This is a genomic window from Flavivirga algicola (assembly GCF_012910715.1).
In the GTDB taxonomy this organism is placed as follows: domain Bacteria; phylum Bacteroidota; class Bacteroidia; order Flavobacteriales; family Flavobacteriaceae; genus Flavivirga; species Flavivirga algicola.
Genome location: NZ_JABBHF010000009.1, coordinates 214,675 through 232,550 on the forward strand (window position 1 = coordinate 214,675; position 17,876 = coordinate 232,550).

The 17,876-nt window shown below is 33.5% G+C and carries 16 protein-coding genes; 4 read left to right on the plus strand and 12 right to left on the minus strand.

The annotated features are described in order from the left end of the window. Positions 1-92: 92 nt before the first annotated feature. Complete coding sequence (locus tag HHX25_RS15955; RefSeq protein ID WP_169675554.1) at positions 93-1,922, minus strand: cation:proton antiporter; 1,830 nt, start codon at positions 1,920-1,922, stop codon at positions 93-95. A 176-nt stretch (positions 1,923-2,098) separates the two neighbouring features. Between HHX25_RS15955 and HHX25_RS15960 the strand changes: the two genes are divergently transcribed. Further along, positions 2,099-2,947 (plus strand): universal stress protein, encoded by an 849-nt coding sequence (locus HHX25_RS15960; RefSeq protein ID WP_169675556.1) that lies wholly within the window; start codon positions 2,099-2,101, stop codon positions 2,945-2,947. After that, positions 2,944-5,139 (plus strand): SulP family inorganic anion transporter, encoded by a 2,196-nt coding sequence (locus HHX25_RS15965; protein ID WP_169675558.1) that lies wholly within the window; start codon positions 2,944-2,946, stop codon positions 5,137-5,139. Before HHX25_RS15960 ends, HHX25_RS15965 begins: the two co-directional genes overlap by 4 nt. 96 nt (positions 5,140-5,235) lie before the next feature. Here the strand turns inward: HHX25_RS15965 and HHX25_RS15970 are convergent, their stop codons facing one another. From HHX25_RS15970 to HHX25_RS15985, 4 genes are all read right to left on the minus strand, one after another. After that, positions 5,236-6,297 carry a carcinine hydrolase/isopenicillin-N N-acyltransferase family protein gene (locus HHX25_RS15970; protein WP_169675560.1) on the minus strand — a complete coding sequence of 354 codons (1,062 nt, stop codon included), beginning with the start codon at positions 6,295-6,297 and terminating at the stop codon, positions 5,236-5,238. 191 nt (positions 6,298-6,488) lie between these two features. Further along, on the minus strand, positions 6,489-8,684 hold the full coding sequence (locus HHX25_RS15975) for an imm11 family protein (RefSeq protein WP_169675562.1): 2,196 nt from the start codon (positions 8,682-8,684) through the stop codon (positions 6,489-6,491). A gap of 304 nt (positions 8,685-8,988) precedes the next feature. Further along, the gene (locus HHX25_RS15980; RefSeq protein ID WP_169675564.1) at positions 8,989-9,456 is read right to left on the minus strand and encodes a GyrI-like domain-containing protein; all 468 of its coding nucleotides are present in this window, start codon (positions 9,454-9,456) and stop codon (positions 8,989-8,991) included. Positions 9,457-9,727: 271 nt separating this feature from the next. Beyond that, the gene (locus HHX25_RS15985) at positions 9,728-10,636 is read right to left on the minus strand and encodes an NAD(P)/FAD-dependent oxidoreductase (RefSeq protein ID WP_240964556.1); all 909 of its coding nucleotides are present in this window, start codon (positions 10,634-10,636) and stop codon (positions 9,728-9,730) included. Positions 10,637-10,826: 190 nt separating this feature from the next. Between HHX25_RS15985 and HHX25_RS15990 the strand changes: the two genes are divergently transcribed. Next, positions 10,827-11,207 (plus strand): Fur family transcriptional regulator, encoded by a 381-nt coding sequence (locus HHX25_RS15990; protein ID WP_169675568.1) that lies wholly within the window; start codon positions 10,827-10,829, stop codon positions 11,205-11,207. 210 nt (positions 11,208-11,417) lie between these two features. On the opposite strand, the gene HHX25_RS15995 is transcribed toward HHX25_RS15990, so the two are convergent. From HHX25_RS15995 to HHX25_RS16025, 7 genes are all read right to left on the minus strand, one after another. Continuing rightward, positions 11,418-12,248, minus strand: coding sequence for a helix-turn-helix domain-containing protein (locus HHX25_RS15995; RefSeq protein WP_169675570.1), 831 nt, complete (start codon positions 12,246-12,248; stop codon positions 11,418-11,420). Positions 12,249-12,278: 30 nt separating this feature from the next. Beyond that, positions 12,279-13,028, minus strand: coding sequence for a DUF1330 domain-containing protein (locus HHX25_RS16000; RefSeq protein ID WP_169675572.1), 750 nt, complete (start codon positions 13,026-13,028; stop codon positions 12,279-12,281). Between the two features lie 17 nt (positions 13,029-13,045). Then, positions 13,046-13,642 carry an SRPBCC family protein gene (locus HHX25_RS16005; protein ID WP_169675574.1) on the minus strand — a complete coding sequence of 199 codons (597 nt, stop codon included), beginning with the start codon at positions 13,640-13,642 and terminating at the stop codon, positions 13,046-13,048. A gap of 550 nt (positions 13,643-14,192) precedes the next feature. Further along, positions 14,193-14,771 (minus strand): hypothetical protein, encoded by a 579-nt coding sequence (locus HHX25_RS16010; RefSeq protein ID WP_169675576.1) that lies wholly within the window; start codon positions 14,769-14,771, stop codon positions 14,193-14,195. A 131-nt stretch (positions 14,772-14,902) separates the two neighbouring features. After that, positions 14,903-15,211: a hypothetical protein gene (locus HHX25_RS16015; protein WP_169675578.1), complete on the minus strand. Its 309-nt coding sequence runs from the start codon at positions 15,209-15,211 to the stop codon at positions 14,903-14,905. Continuing rightward, complete coding sequence (locus tag HHX25_RS16020) at positions 15,211-15,642, minus strand: hypothetical protein (protein ID WP_169675580.1); 432 nt, start codon at positions 15,640-15,642, stop codon at positions 15,211-15,213. Before HHX25_RS16020 ends, HHX25_RS16015 begins: the two co-directional genes overlap by 1 nt. 204 nt (positions 15,643-15,846) lie before the next feature. Continuing rightward, positions 15,847-16,287, minus strand: coding sequence for a hypothetical protein (locus HHX25_RS16025; RefSeq protein ID WP_169675582.1), 441 nt, complete (start codon positions 16,285-16,287; stop codon positions 15,847-15,849). A 262-nt stretch (positions 16,288-16,549) separates the two neighbouring features. Here HHX25_RS16025 and HHX25_RS16030 point away from each other — a divergent pair, with 262 nt between their 5' ends. Further along, on the plus strand, positions 16,550-17,593 hold the full coding sequence (locus HHX25_RS16030) for an IS110 family RNA-guided transposase (RefSeq protein ID WP_169675584.1): 1,044 nt from the start codon (positions 16,550-16,552) through the stop codon (positions 17,591-17,593). The last annotated feature ends 283 nt before the right edge of the window (positions 17,594-17,876 follow it).

The following is a 17,876-nucleotide window of genomic DNA, read 5'->3' on the forward strand; positions in this document are numbered from 1 at the left end:
TTAGAAATAAGGAGGCTATTAAAGCCTCTAAACTGTTCATCCGAGCGCAGTCGAAAAATATCAACTGCGCTCGTTTTGACATTTTAGATAGCCTATTTTTGTTTTAAAGGTTTTCCCAAATACACAAGTTTATACCCCTTTTCAACCCTTTCGATAGCTTTATTATACGAAGATATGATTTCTAAAACACCTTTTTTATCTTTAACAAACAAGGGTATAGTTTCATGCGCTTTACCTGTTGCTTCAATGAGGTCTTCATAATGTGCTCTATCACTAATTTCAACTTCATGAATTTCAGGGTATTTGCGAGCTACTTCGGTAAGCGTGTTAAAATCGTCTGTATGAGAAAACAAGCCTTCCTTCGGATTGTTGTTAGGGTCATCAACTTCTTCGGCTGTTATCAATCTAAATGAGCCATTCTCTCCAAATTGTTTTCCAAATTTATCAATAGCATATTCGTTAATGTCTGCACTACCAGTTAGTGCCATTAAAAACCCAATATCGCTAAGCTCGATATTATCGCCTAAGCTCTCAGAATAAACATCTGTATTTATGGCTTCAAGTCCTAATTCCTGAGCTGTTTGAATGTTCGTTTGGTTGCTATCAATTAAAACAACATGTCTTTGGTTCTCTACCAAATATTGCCCTATTAGTCTGGAAACTTGTGAGGCCCCCAATATTAAAATGCCTTCCGATTTTTTTAGAAAAACACCAACAACTTTAGCGAATATTCTCGCGGTCGTTGCGTTCAACAAAACGGTTCCAAGAACAATCATAAATACTAAAGGGGTGATATATTCGGCACCTTCAACGCCTTGTTTCATAAGCTTGCTCCCAAAAAGAGATGCAATTCCAGCAGCAACGATCCCACGGGGACCAACCCAGCTAATAAATAGCTTTTCGTTGGTTTTTAATTTAGATTTTGAGGTGCTTAGAAATACGGCTAAAGGTCTTATAATAAAAACAACGGCTGCAAAAAGCAATGCTGTCTTCCAACTATACAGCAGCATTAAATCTTCAATATTAATGTTTGCTGCCAGTAAAATAAAAAGAATTGAAATTAATAAAACACTTAGAGATTCCTTAAAATAGAGGAGTTCTTTTATATTTTCCAATTTACCGTTTCCTAAAACCATCCCCATAACAACAACTGCCAATAAACCCGATTCGTGTGCAAAAACTTCCGACTCGACAAAAACCAATAATACTGTAGAAAGCGACACCACATTTAATAAATAGTGTGGAATTAGCTTTTTATTAATCGCAAAGGCCAGAGCATGAGCAAAGGTAAAACCGAAGGTTATACCAAAAAGAAGGATTTTTCCAAACTCAACCAAGGCTGTTTTAGTAAAACCACTGTCGCCCTCTACACTAATAAATTCGAATACCAATACAGCAACCAAGGCACCTATGGGATCAATTAAAATACCTTCCCATTTCAATACGGTTGAAATATCCTTTTTAAGAGGGATGTTTCTTAAAATAGGTGTAATCACTGTTGGGCCTGTAACAATTATAAGTCCCGAAAACAAAAATGACAACTCCCAACTTAATTCGAAAATGAAACGCGCCAAAATCCCGGCACCAAAAAAAGTAACGGCCGAACCCAATGTTATGAGTTTGGTAATAACTGGACCTACATTTTTTATTTCAGAACGTTTTAATGTAAGCCCACCTTCAAAAAGAATAATGCTAATAGCCAGAGACACAAAATAAAACAGACCTTCTCCTGGAAACAAACCTTGCTTTCCATTCCAAATAGGTTCGATCCATTTAGAGCCATCATCACTTAAAAATTCGGCGGCAATTGGACCAACCAACAACCCTATAAGAATGAGGGGTAAAATGGCTGGAATTTTAAATTTCCAAGCAAACCACTGTGCCAATATTCCCAAAATAATGATTCCTGCTAATTCTAACATATTTTAAAATCTATATAAAATACTAATTTAAGTAAAACAGATGATTATATTATATTTTATTAGTTTCCAATGGTTAAAATCAATAAACACAAAAATCAATAATTGTTTTTAGCTATGGCTGTTTAACGTTTTAAAAAAAATACTATCTTTCTGCTCTTGTAATCTAAACAACTAAAGTGTCTTTACAACCATTTAAAAGTATTGGTATCGGCGCCGCCTTCTCGCCTAATTTAAAAGCAAACCTTCATGAGGCAGCGAGGCTCTCTCTTTTCTTTAAGTCTAAACTGTTTTTAATTCATGTTGGTGAGGTTTCTGATGACAAAGTAAAAATGCTTAAAATTTTTTTAAAACCTTTTGAAAAAGACAACCTAGATTATGAAGTTGTATACAAGCCTGGAAATCCAGTAGATGTTATTCTATCTACTACCGAAGAAAAAAATATAGATCTCTTAATTCTTGGAGCTGTACAGCGTGAACGTTTTTTAAAATATTATGTAGGCTCTATTGCCAGAAAGATTACCCGTAAAGCAAAATGTTCTGTATTACTATTAATTAAACCATCAGTAGAACGTGTTCCATGCGAGCACATTGTCGTAAATGGCTTAGAAGACCCTAAAACCGAACAGACAATTAAAGCTTCTTTTTATGTTGGCAAACAGCTTAAAGCAGAAAAAATTACCATTGTTGAAGAAATTAAACAGGAACAGGTTTCGGTAAAAGTTGATGACGATAAATCTTTGCGAAGGGCCAATATTATCAAAGAGCGTATAAGGCTTAGAGAAAACTCCAGAATTAAAGAAATTCTAGAACATATTCCTGAAAAATACACCAAAAATATTGTTACCAAATTGCAACCTATTTTTGGTAAGCAGGGATATTCTATTGGTCATTATGCTCAAATTTCCAGAGCCGATTTGTTAGTTATGAATGCGCCTAGTAAAATGACTTTTTGGGATCGTTTATTCCCACATGATATAGAACATATTTTAACAGAGTTACCAACCGATGTGCTAATCCTTCAATGAGTCCAAGAAAAAACAAGATAAAAGATTTTCTTAGTGCATTACCAAAAAATATATTTTCTGGTTTTGTTGTAAGTTTAATAGCCCTGCCGCTAGGTTTAGGACTCGCTATGGCCAGTGAGGCCCCTCCTATTGCTGGTATTATAGCTGCTGTAGTAGGTGGTATTGTGGTTTCTATTTTTGGTGGTAGTCATGTTACTATTGCTGGACCAGGTAATGGTTTGGTTGGCGTACTTCTAGTGGCAATTACATCGTTAGGGATAGAAAGTGCTTATGCGGCGATTATCTGTTCTGGCCTCCTCATACTTTTACTCGGTTTTTTTAGAATGGGGAAATTAGCCGATTTTTTTCCATCGTCTGCCATTCAGGGTATGTTAGCTGCCATTGGTTTAATTATTCTGGGGAAACAGTTTCATATTATGTTTGCTCATAAAATTAAACGTGAAGATACTTTAGATTATCTGTTTGAAATCCCTTTTACCATTAACGATGCCATACATTATGAAAATAAAGGACTCATCTTTGCTGCGTTGGCAGGTGTGATAAGTTTGGCAATCATGATGTTTTATGCTAAAATTAGAAACAAATATTTGCAGCTTATTCCTGCTCCTATGTGGATCGTTATACTATCTATAGGTTTTAGCTACTATTTTGAGATTGTAGTACATGAGGCAAACCCTATTGCTAAAGAATATATGATTTCTGGAATTCCAAGTATTCAAGCTATTATCGCAGATATGCATCTGCCTAATTTTTCCCGTGTTGGCAGCATTCCTTTTTGGTCAAGTGTACTGGCCATCACCTTAATTGCCAGCATAGAATCCCTGTTAAGTATCAAGGCGGTAGATAAACTTGACCCGGAAAAAAGACGTTCTAACGTAAACAAAGACCTTAAAGCACTTGGTCTGGCAACTATGGGTAGTGGGCTTTTGGGTGGACTCAATGTTGTAACCGTTATTGCCCGTAGTTCTGTTAACGTGAACAATGGGGCAAGCAACAGGTCTTCTAACTTTTTTCACGCGACATTTTTAGTGCTTTTTATCGTTTTGTTTAGTACACAATTAACCCGAATACCATTACCTGCTCTAATGGCCATATTGGTATATACAGGGTATAAGCTGGCATCTCCAAACGTTATTAAAAAAATATTCTCTATTGGAAAAGAACAGCTTATCATCTTTTTTGCAACACTATTAATAACCTTAAAAATAGGATTGATTACAGGGATTCTTGCGGGTGTATTAACCACTTTAATTATACACATCGTCATTAATAAAACGGTTTCCTTATTTGTTAGAAACGTTATGAAACCTAATGTTTTAATGTACCAGGAAGGAGGCCAGGATAATTATTATGTTAGTGTAAAACATTTTTGTAGTTTTTTAAATTATTATAAGCTAAAAGATAAGTTAGACGCTGTACCCGAAGATAAAGATGTTATTGTTGACTTTTCCCTGTGTAGTTTTGTAGACCATACCGTTATGGAAAACATGCACAACTACCAGGAACTGTTTAAAAAACGTGATGGTCATTTTGATGTTATTGGTCTGGATATGCACGATACAGATTCCAAACACCCGTTTGCTTTAAGGCGATTGCTCCCTGTGCCAAATATTATTAAAAACAACCTCACCAGACGCCAAACAAGCATGGAAAGCCTGGCCGAAGATTACGAGCTAAACTACAACTCGGAAAAACAAAGGAATGTCGATTTTTTAAATCATTTTTTATTCTTTAATACTAAAAGCATTAATCATATTTACAACCAATTATCGTATAAAAATAATGCCATAAATTTATTTGATATTGAGTTTTCAGAAGGTGAATTTATAGCCAAAGAAGTGGTTCGATCTACCATGCTTCATATACAGCTAGATCGTGCTATCCCTGAGTTTACTCTAGATAGAGAAGGTTTTTTAGAAAAGGTTTATGCCTTTGCTGGCTTTAAAGATATCCCTATTCAAAACCATTCTGATTTCTCTAATCGCTTTTATCTATTAGGTGATAACGAAGAAGCGATCTGTGCCTTTTTTAACGATGACCTGGTTCATTTTTTTGAAAGCAACCCTTATTACCATATTGAATCCAATGGAGAGTCATTATTGATTTTTGGTAAAGAACGTTTAGCCAGTGTTAAAGAAATAAAGGCGCTATTTGATTTTGGAAAACGTTTAAAGGAGGTTGTTACGCATTGATAAGGGATAAAATACAATAACTGAAGAGTTAAACTGACTTTGAATAGTGAATAGAGGTGCCTAGTCTTTTATTTTGCACCATAGCATCTATAGTGTTTATAAATTATTAGCAACTTTAGTCTTACGTTTTCGTTTTTTTATATAGTGTATTACTGCAACCATAGCTCCAGTTGAGGCAACGATACTCAAGCATAATAGAAAAATGGACACGATATAGGCTCTTGAAGCATTTCTTGCAGTTTCTTGAGAAAACAAATCTTTTATCCTGATATTGATACTCCCTTTTGCTAATTCTTCATTGACTTTAAGCACAGCTACTTCATCGAATTGATGCCAATGGTATAAGTAAATAATACCATTTTTTAAGTCGAAAATATTTGAATACAATGTGTTGTTAAATACTCCCTCTTCGTGCACCGAATCGAGAATTGATTTAAAATAATCTACAGACAGCTCCTTTTCACTACTTATGGCTTCTAGCATCTCTTCTGCTTTATTGTACCTCTGACAAGGGTACTCCAAAGCATTTTCTGGATTTGCTTTATTATAGTTAGTCGAAATTAAATAGTTTTCGTCCTTTTTCTTTCTGGTAAACGCTAGTTCTCCGTTTTCGTCAACACTAATAACAACGGCATCTCCTTTTGCATCGGCAAAGTTTAGTTGGTAGCTTATCGCTCCAGAATCTGGATACCAATTTTTTCGCTGGTATTTACCTGCAATTTCTATCGCTTCTTCAACGGTGGCAGCCTTTCTTAATATTAGTACAGGAAGCCATATTATATAATCCTCGTAGGGTGGTTCATAAACTGGTGGAGGTTCAAGTTCAAAATGCGGATTTAACTTTGATTCGGGTAACGCATTGGCGTCAAAACAAAGCCCTTTTTCATTAATGCCTCCTTGATGGGCGTAGTTCTTAAACCCTAAATAGACACAGCCATAATTCTCGGTGGTAGCTGGATCGGTCCACAGATAGGTTTTGGGTTTGTAATAATCCTCATTGTTGCCAAAAAAGACTTTGTCTCCAAAAGATGCAGAAAAAATTGTACAGGAACCTGGTACGGGATCATCTGTCGTTTTTTTGCTTGTAATTTGAGGAAATACTATCCAAATTGAAGAAAAAACTAAAATTCCAGTTAGTGTAAAGAATTTATTTTTCATCTTTTTAATTATGTGACAAATTTACTGCTATTGTAGCGAACACTAGGTGTATGTTCGAATATACAATATTACACAATACACGTAACACATAAAATAACCAAGAGGAAACGAAACCCAACTAATGCTTTTCAACCATACAATTAATAGCATAACATAATACGCCCGCATCTGTAAAACTAATGACGCTGATACTATCGCTTAAGATCGTTAAATACCACCCCCGAAAAACCTTGTGCTAGAAATTCTTCAGCAAATTCTGTTCGCCATAGTAATTCATAAGGAAATCTTTTACATCGAAACATCTGTATTTCTTTATCTAAGCGCGATTCATCAATAACTAATTGTTTTACTTCTCTTATTTCATCAGGATTAATAGGGCTGTATTCGGGCTCAGACTTTTCGTAATCGATACAATCATGCAATTTAGTTATATTAACAATATAATAGATGGCACATTGGTCTTCATTATGATTTAAGATATTTACTGGTAAATACTCCACAAATTTTAATTTTTTGGAATCAAGAAAATCTTTTACTTTTTCAGAAACCACCATGTGGAAAGTATCCATAAAACAATCAGCCAGCTTATTATATTTTTTTGGTTTCCTCATCATGTAGTAAGCATCTTTTGGAAATGTACTCAATAGGGATATGCCTTCTATAAAGTCTCTATAAGCAATATCAACATTCGTAAGACCATCAAATCGAGCAATTTTTTGATTCAAAAAATCTGGGTGCGATAATTTCCAGTCCTTTTTAACTCTTTTAAATACCGTCTGTTTATTTACCAATCCAGCTTTTTTGGTTGCCTGCATTATCTGTTCTTTCATTTTCTCTATGTCTTCACCATAACAATAATAGAAGGCATCATTATCAAATAAATTCTGAGCCCATGGATCTGCACCATAAGTAATAAGACGTAACGCCATATCCAAATGCTTGTTTTTCAATGCGGTAATTAATAGACTGTTGTGATCTTCATCATCTTTAATTTTGGCTGAAACACCTGATTTCAATGCCTTTAACAGTACATCAACCTTCCCTTGGACACATGCTTCAAATAGGGCACTGCTGTCGAAGGGTAGTTGTAAATTTTTTATAATTCGACCATTATATCTAAGATAATCAAGCTGTGCACACCCTTGTAAGTGACTCAAGGTGTTTACTTTCCCAAAAAAACAAAATCTTTTTAGCTTAGTAAATTTCTTAAATAAACTTAGGTCTGTAACTAAATCGTCAAATCCAAGTTCCAGTTCCTCAATCTCAAACATTTTAGAAAGATCTCGCATTGTGGGTTCCTGCCCTTTTGGTATTGCTATTGCTTTCCTAAAATATTTTTTCCAAAACAACCCAAAACTGTCTAAATTATCCCACCATTCTTTATATGCTTCTTCTCCATTTGATATTTCATGGTTTTTAGGTTTAAACCAAGCCAAAATTTGTTCAACGATTGTTTTATTAGACCCTTGTTCGTTTATGTATTTCATAAGATCTTCCCTAACCTTAATAATCTTGTTAGTATCCGCAATTAACCATTCATCTAAAATTTTTTGATATATAGCCTTAGCCCGATCGGGGTCATTTAGGCCAATGTAGGATTTTCCTAAAAACTCACGAACCCTGAAAGCTTGATTGGGCAACAAGTAATCTTCTTTAAGAGCACATAATGCCACTTCTACTGCTTTATTAAAGTCTTTCTGCTGGATACAAATGTCAAGCATATTTATACTAAATATAGCATTGACTGAGCATTTTTTGCATTTTTCATAATAAGCAAATGCTTGATCTAACAGCCCCAGCTTAAAAGAAGCTACTCCTATGTAATTAAGTCCTCTAACTACAGATTTTGTATATGTCGTATGGCGCCCCAGTCTTAATTGATTTGTTATTGGCATTAGCAGGTTAATAATCTCTTGGTATTTCTCTTCTGAAAATAGTTGATCAACTTTCTTGAATTTAGATATAAGGATTAGTATAGGGGTCTTTTCGCCTTTGGGCAAAAGCTTTTCTATAAATTCATCGAATGATTCTCTATAAAGCTTAAACTCACCGTCACTTCTTACATATACTGGATATTCAGGCATTTGATCTTTAACCGTTAAAAATTGATCTTTGGGCAACGGACACAATGGAAACATGCCCTCCCAGTCTTCTGCTTTTATTTTTTTACCGATAGTATAAAATTTATCAAAGAATGATTTATTATTGAATTTGACCAGGTGCTTTTTATTTTCATTGTCATAATGGGTAGGTATGTCATAAGTATTTAAACCTTCATATTTCTTATATTCCAGCGTATCATAAAACTGTTTAAGCCGTTCAGGTAATTCTATTTCATACTTGGTCTCTAGCTCTTCAGAAATATTTGACTGATCTGTTTTGTTCATGTGTTTTCGTATTATGGGGTTTATACTTCAAAAATAGTTATGAGTTAAATAACCTTTTAAGTCTTATCTTTCCATGAATCTATATTGTGTTATTCTAAACAATTAGATATTTCGTAAAAATATGCTATGTCTATTTTGGTATTTACCCTGTATTCCGTGAAACTTGCTGAAAATACTCTGTTTTGTAGACAATAAATACCCTTATCAAATCTTTAGATATATGTTAAGGGCAGGCATCGTTTACACTAGTTAAAGATTAGACTTTACACTAAACTAATTCCCAACCAACCTTGTTAATTGTTATTTATTCCTTTACCGATATAAACGTTTCGACCTCGGCTTGGTCTCCATCATAATACTTTTTTCCGTGAATCGTGAAGTCTGCCTTATAAGCCCGGTTCTGGTTCAGGGTTTTATTTTGCCATATTCCCATCCAGGTATTAACAACGGCTTCTGGCATTTTACCTTTTGAAACAAATTTTTGGTATGCTGCATCTTCAATTGTTATTCCTACAAAACCTTCGGGAATATTTTCTAACGAACTTACAGACAATCCAATAATTGTGGTATATGGACCTGTAAAATCGGTTTCATAATCTGTATACACGGCGTAAATATTATCATTGACCTTGTTCGGAATTTGTTTTTGAATGTCTTCGTTCCAAAATTTGGTCCACAAGGCTTCAATATCTACAGCAGATTGTCCATTTTCATTAGTGGTTCTTGTAGAAATACCGATTACGTAAAATTTGTGAATAATGTGTCTGTTCATTGTTTTAAGAGGTTTTTATTGTTATTATACCACAAATTTAGAATACGCTTATGACAAATCATGGCAGGGGTGAAGCGCATTTTTGTAGAACTCAAAATGCTTTTAAATGATACACTATATAGAATTAAAAATTTAGTCTTTATTTTGTCTTTGGCGTGAAAATCGATTTTCAATCCAAAAAATATTTTTTTAAAAGCTTTGACTCTATTTTTGTTTGAGCATGTCTTTTTATATCTGAATTAAATACTTCAATCATAATTTTAATAGCTACCTAAAACTGTTCGTTTGATAATTCCATATTAATTATTGCACCAACCATATTTCCTGATGCTACAGCATTGGCTACAGAACGTAGTCTTGTGCAGTTATCTCCGCACGCAAATACACCTTCTACGGTTGTTTTATGCATCATATCTACTTGTATATATCCTTGTTCATTTAGTTCACAACCTAGCAATTCAGGTATATCGGAGTGCTGTTTAAATGGAAGCGCTGCATAAGTTGCCTCAAAAGGTTCTTTACTATTATCATCGAAAACGACATTTTTGATATGGCCATTTAAATGCTCTATTTCTAAAATTTCCTTTTCAATGATTTCGATGTTGTTTTTTTTGAGTTTTGAAATTTGTTCTGGACTAAAATCTGCTTTTCCAGAAGTTAAGATGGTAAGGCTATTGGTAAGGTTTTTAACCATGGGAGCTAAGTGAAATGCCAACTCTCCATTAGCAATGATTCCTGTTTTTTTGTTTTTTATTTCGTATCCGTGGCAATACGGGCAATGAACTACTGAAATACCCCAACAATCCTGAAGTCCTTTAATTGATGGCATGATATCTTTAATTCCAGTGGCAAAAATCAACTTTTTGGCTTCAAATTCTTTTCCAGATGCCGTGAGAACATGAAAAGTATTGCCTGTTTTTTTTGCTTTAACTGCTTTGTCTTCAATAAAGTTTACGGTATCATATTTTAAAACTTGAGATTTTGCTTTTTGCGAAATTTCGTGTGGTGTTGCTCCATCTTGAGTTATAAAATTATGTGAGTGCGGTGTTTGTCGGTTACAGGGCAAGCCACTATCAATAATTAGGACATTACGCAATGAGCGCCCAAGCGCCATAGCTGCCGATAAACCCGAATAGCTTCCTCCTATTATTATTACTTCGAAATTTTTTGTAGTATTCATGTCATTATATTTTTTAAAACTAGTTATTGAAATTGGAAGTGCCATTGCTAAAGCAACTATACCTCCTTGTTTTAATGCTTCTCTTCTAGTCATTAGTGCATTTTAACGCAACATTGTCGCAATAATATATTTTGCAAATATAGGGATGTTTTGTATTATTGCAATATTGTCGCAATAAATATTTTTTATAATGAAAAGAAGAAATACGGCTACAAAAGAAGCAGTACTCTCCGTTTTACAATCATCGGGTAAAGCAATGAGTCAAGGTGCTATTGAAAAGAAAATAGGTATTGATATTAATAGAGCGACGATTTACCGGGTTTTAAATCGTTATTGTGACGATGGTGTTTTGCACAGGATTGTTGCAGATGATGGAAGACAATATTTTGCGGTTTGTATAAAATGTGATGAGCACCTAAAACCTCTGCACCATTTTCATTTTCGCTGCGAAAAATGTGAAACTATAGAATGTTTACCAGAACCTGTACATTTTTCATTATCAAATGATTATGTAGTTAAAAGAGTTAATTGTGTTATCACTGGAATTTGTAAAGACTGTGCCAAGTCTTAGTTGGAGCTAAATTACGTTTGACAGTTTGTCTATGAAATGTAGCGTATAAATAAAGGGGAATAACTCAAGTAAAGTATGTCTGAAATGCTTTATAACGGATCTAATATGCAAAATTTCTGTAAGGTACGAGCAAGTATATTGGTTTATTGGCAACAGTTTTTTCTCTCTTATTAAACATATCTTCCAACAGTGTTTACCCTCAAAACCCTGCTATTCTCTGCCGTTTCGATATTGGGTTGGTGAAATTTCTAATTGCTTTTGGAATGCACGATTAAATGTCGATGTAGACTCAAAGCCACAATCAAAAGCAATATCTGCAATCCTATTATTGGTCATTTTTAGCAAATTGCAAGCCTTTTCCAATTTTCTGTTGGTTACATAGTTTTTGGGGCTGTCTTTGAAGATTATCTCAAATTTTCGATTAAACGTTGAACGGCTCATATTGCACAAATGTGCCAATTCATTTAAAGATAAATCCGAATAGATATTGGCTTCTATAGTCGTTTTAAAGTCATATTCTGCAGGACTAAAAATATTGGTTAGAAAATCCAATTCGGAAGTAGAATTTACGGTTTTAGAAATTAGAAGAATGAATTCTATCAGTTTATTTTTAATCAACTCTTCATCCGCAAGGGCTGGGTTTTCTATCAAAAGTTTAATGCTCTCTTTAAAGCTCATTAACAGCGAACCAACTATTACTCTATTTATATTGTAGCTGTTATTTATCTTTTTAGAGGATTTATAAGGAAAAAGTTCCCTTACAATGTCAGGATAAAGAAGTACCCCAATTAATTCCAGTGGCTGATCTTCATCCTGATTGTTTTCAATGAAATAATTGATACACTTCGCTAGAAAACCATCGTTTTTTTCGAATACTAATACTTCCTTAGGTGTTCGTATGACCAAATCGCCCGACTCTACAAACATGAAACACGCTTCATTTGCCCTATAGAGTTTGGGCAATCGTTGAAAGGAACGCACTTTTACCTTCTCAAAAACAATCTTATCCCGATAGTTTAGTGTTTTAATTTCAAAATCCATAGTACCAAATATATGCGATTATTGGCTGTATTACCAATCTGCTAGAATAGGCTTTACCAAAAAAATATCTAAGTTGGCCACCGATTCGGTTCTTAAGTGCACTATAGATTGGTACACTTCGCTATTAGCAAAATTTACAGATGCCTCTCTACTTGGCCATTCACCAACACCAAATAAAGTAGAGTGATACGTTTTATCGAACACATTAGGAATGGCCTTTAAGCCTACAACGGGCCTATATTGGTGATTTTTCATGGCCGCTGGAACAACCGTGCCGTAGTATTTCTGGAATTTTTTAAGGCTTGTCTCATCTTTTTTTAACCAAACTCCAGCAATATCATAGGCTTTGTCATGATGAAATGTAACGGTTACTGTTTCTTCAATTTGAAACAATCCCGACTCCACATAGTGCAATAAATTGATTTTATCGTTTCGAAGTTTTATATATCTTTCATCCTGTTCAAAAGCTCTTTTTTTGTCTAGACTTGGCCACGCTTCAAATGCGATCATAGTAGCGGCTTTGTTTCCTACAACACTATTTTCTACTTTAAATTTTATCAAAATATTAGCACCGTATTCTTTTGCAATGGGTGTTACCGAGGTAAGATAGCTAGCCAATGCTTCTTTTTTATGTTCTTTAGGTGAAAATAATATGGCTTCGATTACATGTCCTTCCTTAAAGGTGACTTCCTTTTTCATTTTTGTTGGTGTTTGTCCGTAAGTAATAAACATGAGGCACATAGTAAAGCTCTTTACAATCCATTTTACGCTTGTTTTCATCTGCTTAAATTTTTTGATTAAGAGTTCTTATATTTTTTCTTTAAAATTTTCAGAGCTACATTTTTCTCTCCAGTTTCCATGTAATGTTTATATGCAAGCAGAGATTCTCTAGACCCACTTTTTAATTTTCCTTTCATAAGCCATGTTAAAAACCTAGGCTTTAGGCGGTACTGTGAGTTTTGGTAAATAATAGTTTCGCCTAAACTATTTGTTTTTACACCATAGGTAATAAGCATTTTCTTTAGGGGAAAATTTTTCCACTCATACACATCGTAGGTATAATACTGCCCTTCTACTAGGTTAATAATTTTTTCTCTTACCATGATTTCTTTTTTACCATTAGGGATAATACATTCTCTTTCACAGCCCAATACCGCTTCATTTGTACTTCCGTTTAGTGGTTTAGAGCTTTTCAAACTAGAATGAAAAGCACCTACATTTCCATAGTCTGATAAAATGTCCCAGGCTTTTTGAGGAGCAATATTGACTACGACCTCTTGTGTAATGTTCATTAATTTCATTTCTTTTTCTTTTTTTTGTCCAAAAGTCTGATTGCTAATACAGCTAATGATTAGCACCAAAACCATTAGAGTGACTTTACTTTTTTTCATCATTGTGATTTATTTTTTTATTATGACAAAGAAAGGAATGGTTTAGACCATTATTTTTGCATTTCTTGCCAATCATTGCCCATTTTGTGTCAAATAAGAAATAAGCCGTAGAGCTTTGAAAAATATGGTGCAATAATCTGCTATAGATTATTTTTAATTAGCTCGTGAAGTTTTTATTTTTATACCAATAGAATTGCTACTAACAGTTTGTATTTAAAAAAATGCTTCTGGCTATAAAAGCATAGCGATTATCAAGAAATTCATTTACATATCTCGGAAAGTAACTTGTAGAGTTTTTTTAGACCACTAGCCAAAAAAGAAATAATTTAATAAAGTTATTATAGAGACTACTAAAACTAGAATGAAAAAAGATATTTTAAAATCGGTGATGACCAAAAATAAATTGCAGGTATTGTAAAAATTATAATTTCTACTATTTTACTGAGAGCCTTAATATATGCTTATTTTCTGAGTATTTTATTAGATAATTACAATATGCATGTGGAAAACAGGTGTCAATACCAAGGCGAAAGATAATCCGTTCATATAGTTTCTATTTGCTAATCCAATTTTGTACCTCAACTTTTACTTTTTCTAATTCATCTGCGACAACATATGCTTTATTATTTTTTTTCTCTTGTCTAATCTTTTTTAATCTGTCGTAAACTCTATAAAATTCCATTAAAGGTCTTAAGTTAAAATTTTCCTTGAAATGTAAAAATAGTGTATCAACCGATCTTTGGATTTTATTTTCTTTTAATAGCGTTTTTATATTTTCAATAACGCTCAATGGAATATTGGATGCTTCCCAATGTTCAATATTATCTAAAAATGATTGCGTTAAATCTTCTCTACATATTTCTTGCTTCTCTAATAAAAATGAAAAGCATTCTATTTTCTCGTTTAAAGGTATTTTGCTACTGGTATCATTTTCTAACAATACTTTTATTTTTTGCCCCAGTTCATACCCTGTACCAAATCCAACATAATATTTAATTTGATTTGATGTATAGCAATTAGGAGTTTTTGGATCCTTTATTCCATTTTTTAAAATATATGAGGTAATATGAACGGAACTGTTCAAACCAATTATTCGTCCATCAAGTATTCCTTTAGTTGTGGGGTGAAGCATTCCTCCCATATTTTAATAGCGTTTAGATTTCATTTATGCTTTTAATACTCCTAATTGCAACAACGTTTCGTGTATGTTGCGTTTGCCTGCCGAAGGCGGCACATGCAATATACAAATTGTTGTAGTGCGTTTTATTCAGTTAATATTCTTTTATTTCCACAAGCCGCACATAATTTAGCTTTTGGAGTTCTGTATGGTTTTCCACATTTTTCGCAATCAGGTCCAATTTGTTCAAGTGAATGATGCATTATTGCATTCAGTTCAGTTTCTCCAAATCCAGTCAAGTCATTATAGTAATCTAGTAATTCTTTGAACCTTTCTTGCCTGTCTTTTTTCAAGTTTTTAAATCCTTTTCCATAAAGTTCATAGGCAACTGTAAATTCTTCTTTGTTCAGCATAGGAACTTCCATCTTACATCTCCAGCAATATTTAATTTCCATTATAATTGTTGAGTTGTGGTATTTACCCCATAAATCATAATCATAGATGCTTTACCTGTTTCTATGAAATATGGTATAATTTTATCGTCATCGAAATGCAAAAAACCTTTTGTGTATTCTTGTTTGGAATATCCTTTGAAATCTCCTGCATCTCTTCTTTTTAATCCACTTAAATAATGTTCAACTTTACCAACTCCTTCTAGCGTTATGATTCTTCGAGTAGTTAAAACACTCCAGATTGAGTCATTAATTATAGTTGAACAAATTAATTCTTCTCCATCTTCAAAATTAATCTGGTTTCCCACTCTTTCATTTAAGATGACTTTATCATTTTCATAAATATCTGAATACTTAAAATCAAAGGGTTGTGTAGTATGCCTCTTTATTGAAGCGATAGTTATATTTTTTATAGAAATATCCGTTTTTTTCATTTCTTGCAATGTTCGTTAAGATACATAGTTTACACAAGTTAAAGCTTATGTGTTTACACTAAATAGTTTCTAACCTTGTCGATTGTTGTTTGTTTAACGTACCTAATTGTCGCTAACGTTTAATGTAAAATGCGTTTTAATGCATTTTTACATAGTGTTATAAGGTGTTTTCTTTATCCAAATCAGTTAAATAAATAATTTTGCTTAAGCTGCTTTATCTATAATTTTAACAAAATCAAAATTGTCTACATAATGGAAGTATAATTTTCTTATATGGCTAAATTTTTTTCTATTACCATCTATAGTTTTTTTAATTGCATTAATTATTTTAAGATTTCCGATTTCAAGTTCATTTGGCCAATTGGGATATAAAGAGGGAATTTCTATTTCAAAATCATTCCAAATTACACAATCTAATATATCAATTATATAACCGAATTCATCTTTGCCAATAGCCTTCTGTATTACATTATCCAAGTTTTCTTGATTTAAGATCAAGTTACCATACAAATTTAAATAAGGTATAATACCTTCTTCCGATCCACCTGTATCAATTTCAATAAAAACAATATCAGGGTTATCTTTATGATTCGCTATTTTTAGAAGTGTGTCTTCTATTTTTTTTATAGTTTCAGATTCATTCATTTTTAGAAACAAATTTTTAATCAAATATTTTAATTTTTTGTTTAAAAAAACATCCCTGTTTTAAGTGAAATAATTTTTATTCCTTATAACGATTGGTATAAGAATAGTGCGATTTTGTGTCCGAGGATTTTCCGTAGCAAAATCAGAGTGACCAAATACGCACTAACCTTTTGATTTAGGATTAAGCTTAAGCATTATTTTTAGCATCGATGAAAAAGCAGTAAGTCGAGTATCTTTAAAGTTCACGATAAACAATTAAGATATGAACACTCAAATTACTGCTCAACCAAAGTTATACATTGGCATTGACATTCACAAACGTAGTTGGAAGGTTCATTGTGCCACAGATTTATTTACGGGCAAAACTTTTGCCATGCCCCCCAAACCAGAATTATTAAAAGATTATGTGGATAGGCATTATTGGGGTTTAGAGGTATCTACAGCCTACGAAGCAGGCTGCTGTGGCTATTATTCGCATCGTGTTTTTGTGGGTTATGGCTGGCGATCATTAGTAGTCAACCCCGCAGATATCCATAGAAAAGGAAAAGAGAAGTATACTAAAACAGATAAAATAGATGCGCAATTAATAGCAAGGGAATTAAAGGATAACAGACTAGAGAGCATCCATATTCCCGATATAGAACGTGAACAATTACGTAGTTTATTTAGACGCCGCAATGATTTGGTTAAAGACTACCGTCGTATAAAAAGTCATATCAAGATGCAATTACTTTATTTTGGGATATCTATCCCAGAGCGATTTGATAACGATCATTGGAGTCATAAGTTTAGAAATCGGTTGGATGGTATTGTATTTGAATACCCTACAGCAAGAGAAACCTTGTCCAGTAGGCTGCGTTCTTTTAGGTTTATCGACCAAGAGCTACGGGATATCTCTACAAAGATACGTGCCTATTGCAGAAAACATTACAAGAAAGATTATTACTTATTGCGTAGTGTTCCAGGGATAGGCGGTATAGTTGCCTGTGGTATTATAAGTGAGTTAGGAGATCTACGACGTTTTAGATCTATAAAACATTTAGCGGGTTATGTAGGTATAGCACCAGGGATTCATCAAAGTGGGGATAACCAACGGCACACAGGCATAACCATGCGGGCACACCGCTTAATGCGGAGTTATTTTATAGAAGCTTCCTGGCAGGCCATACGGACCGATCCAGTGATGCAGGTCTATTATAGAAAGAACGTGAAAACAATTATAATAGAAGTAGCCAGAAAGCTATTAAGTAGAACATTAGCAGTAATAAAAACAGAAACACCTTATACTATAGGTGTTGTAGAATAATATAAAACAGATAACAAAGCTCAAAAAAGAAGCATAACTTGTATCGCAAAACAACGAGGGTAAACCTTAAATAGAGGTATCACATATTTATAGCAAGTGAACAGGTTTATTATAGCTTAAAATCATAAAGATGCTGGTGACGACCAAGATTTAGAGTTGATCACATATAGGATGCGGAGCAGGTTATATGGTATTGAAATATTGATAGTCCTATCGGAATTATTAACATTACAACACCTCAAAATCAACATAATGAGATAATTAAAAAAATAAATATTAACTT

What these genes read in the sequence shown, in the direction of transcription:
- HHX25_RS15975 (WP_169675562.1), bottom strand. Translation starts at nt 8,684, where the DNA reads ATGAACAAAACAGATCAGTCAAATATTTCTGAAGAGCTAGAGACCAAG.
- HHX25_RS16005 (WP_169675574.1), bottom strand. Translation starts at nt 13,642, where the DNA reads ATGATGAAAAAAAGTAAAGTCACTCTAATGGTTTTGGTGCTAATCATT.
- HHX25_RS15955 (WP_169675554.1), bottom strand. Translation starts at nt 1,922, where the DNA reads ATGTTAGAATTAGCAGGAATCATTATTTTGGGAATATTGGCACAGTGG.
- HHX25_RS15965 (WP_169675558.1), top strand. Translation starts at nt 2,944, where the DNA reads ATGAGTCCAAGAAAAAACAAGATAAAAGATTTTCTTAGTGCATTACCA.
- HHX25_RS15985 (WP_240964556.1), bottom strand. Translation starts at nt 10,636, where the DNA reads ATGAATACTACAAAAAATTTCGAAGTAATAATAATAGGAGGAAGCTAT.
- HHX25_RS16020 (WP_169675580.1), bottom strand. Translation starts at nt 15,642, where the DNA reads ATGAAAAAAACGGATATTTCTATAAAAAATATAACTATCGCTTCAATA.
- HHX25_RS16000 (WP_169675572.1), bottom strand. Translation starts at nt 13,028, where the DNA reads ATGAAAACAAGCGTAAAATGGATTGTAAAGAGCTTTACTATGTGCCTC.
- HHX25_RS15995 (WP_169675570.1), bottom strand. Translation starts at nt 12,248, where the DNA reads ATGGATTTTGAAATTAAAACACTAAACTATCGGGATAAGATTGTTTTT.
- HHX25_RS16025 (WP_169675582.1), bottom strand. Translation starts at nt 16,287, where the DNA reads ATGAATGAATCTGAAACTATAAAAAAAATAGAAGACACACTTCTAAAA.
- HHX25_RS16030 (WP_169675584.1), top strand. Translation starts at nt 16,550, where the DNA reads ATGAACACTCAAATTACTGCTCAACCAAAGTTATACATTGGCATTGAC.
- HHX25_RS16015 (WP_169675578.1), bottom strand. Translation starts at nt 15,211, where the DNA reads ATGGAAATTAAATATTGCTGGAGATGTAAGATGGAAGTTCCTATGCTG.
- HHX25_RS15990 (WP_169675568.1), top strand. Translation starts at nt 10,827, where the DNA reads ATGAAAAGAAGAAATACGGCTACAAAAGAAGCAGTACTCTCCGTTTTA.
- HHX25_RS15980 (WP_169675564.1), bottom strand. Translation starts at nt 9,456, where the DNA reads ATGAACAGACACATTATTCACAAATTTTACGTAATCGGTATTTCTACA.
- HHX25_RS16010 (WP_169675576.1), bottom strand. Translation starts at nt 14,771, where the DNA reads ATGCTTCACCCCACAACTAAAGGAATACTTGATGGACGAATAATTGGT.
- HHX25_RS15970 (WP_169675560.1), bottom strand. Translation starts at nt 6,297, where the DNA reads ATGAAAAATAAATTCTTTACACTAACTGGAATTTTAGTTTTTTCTTCA.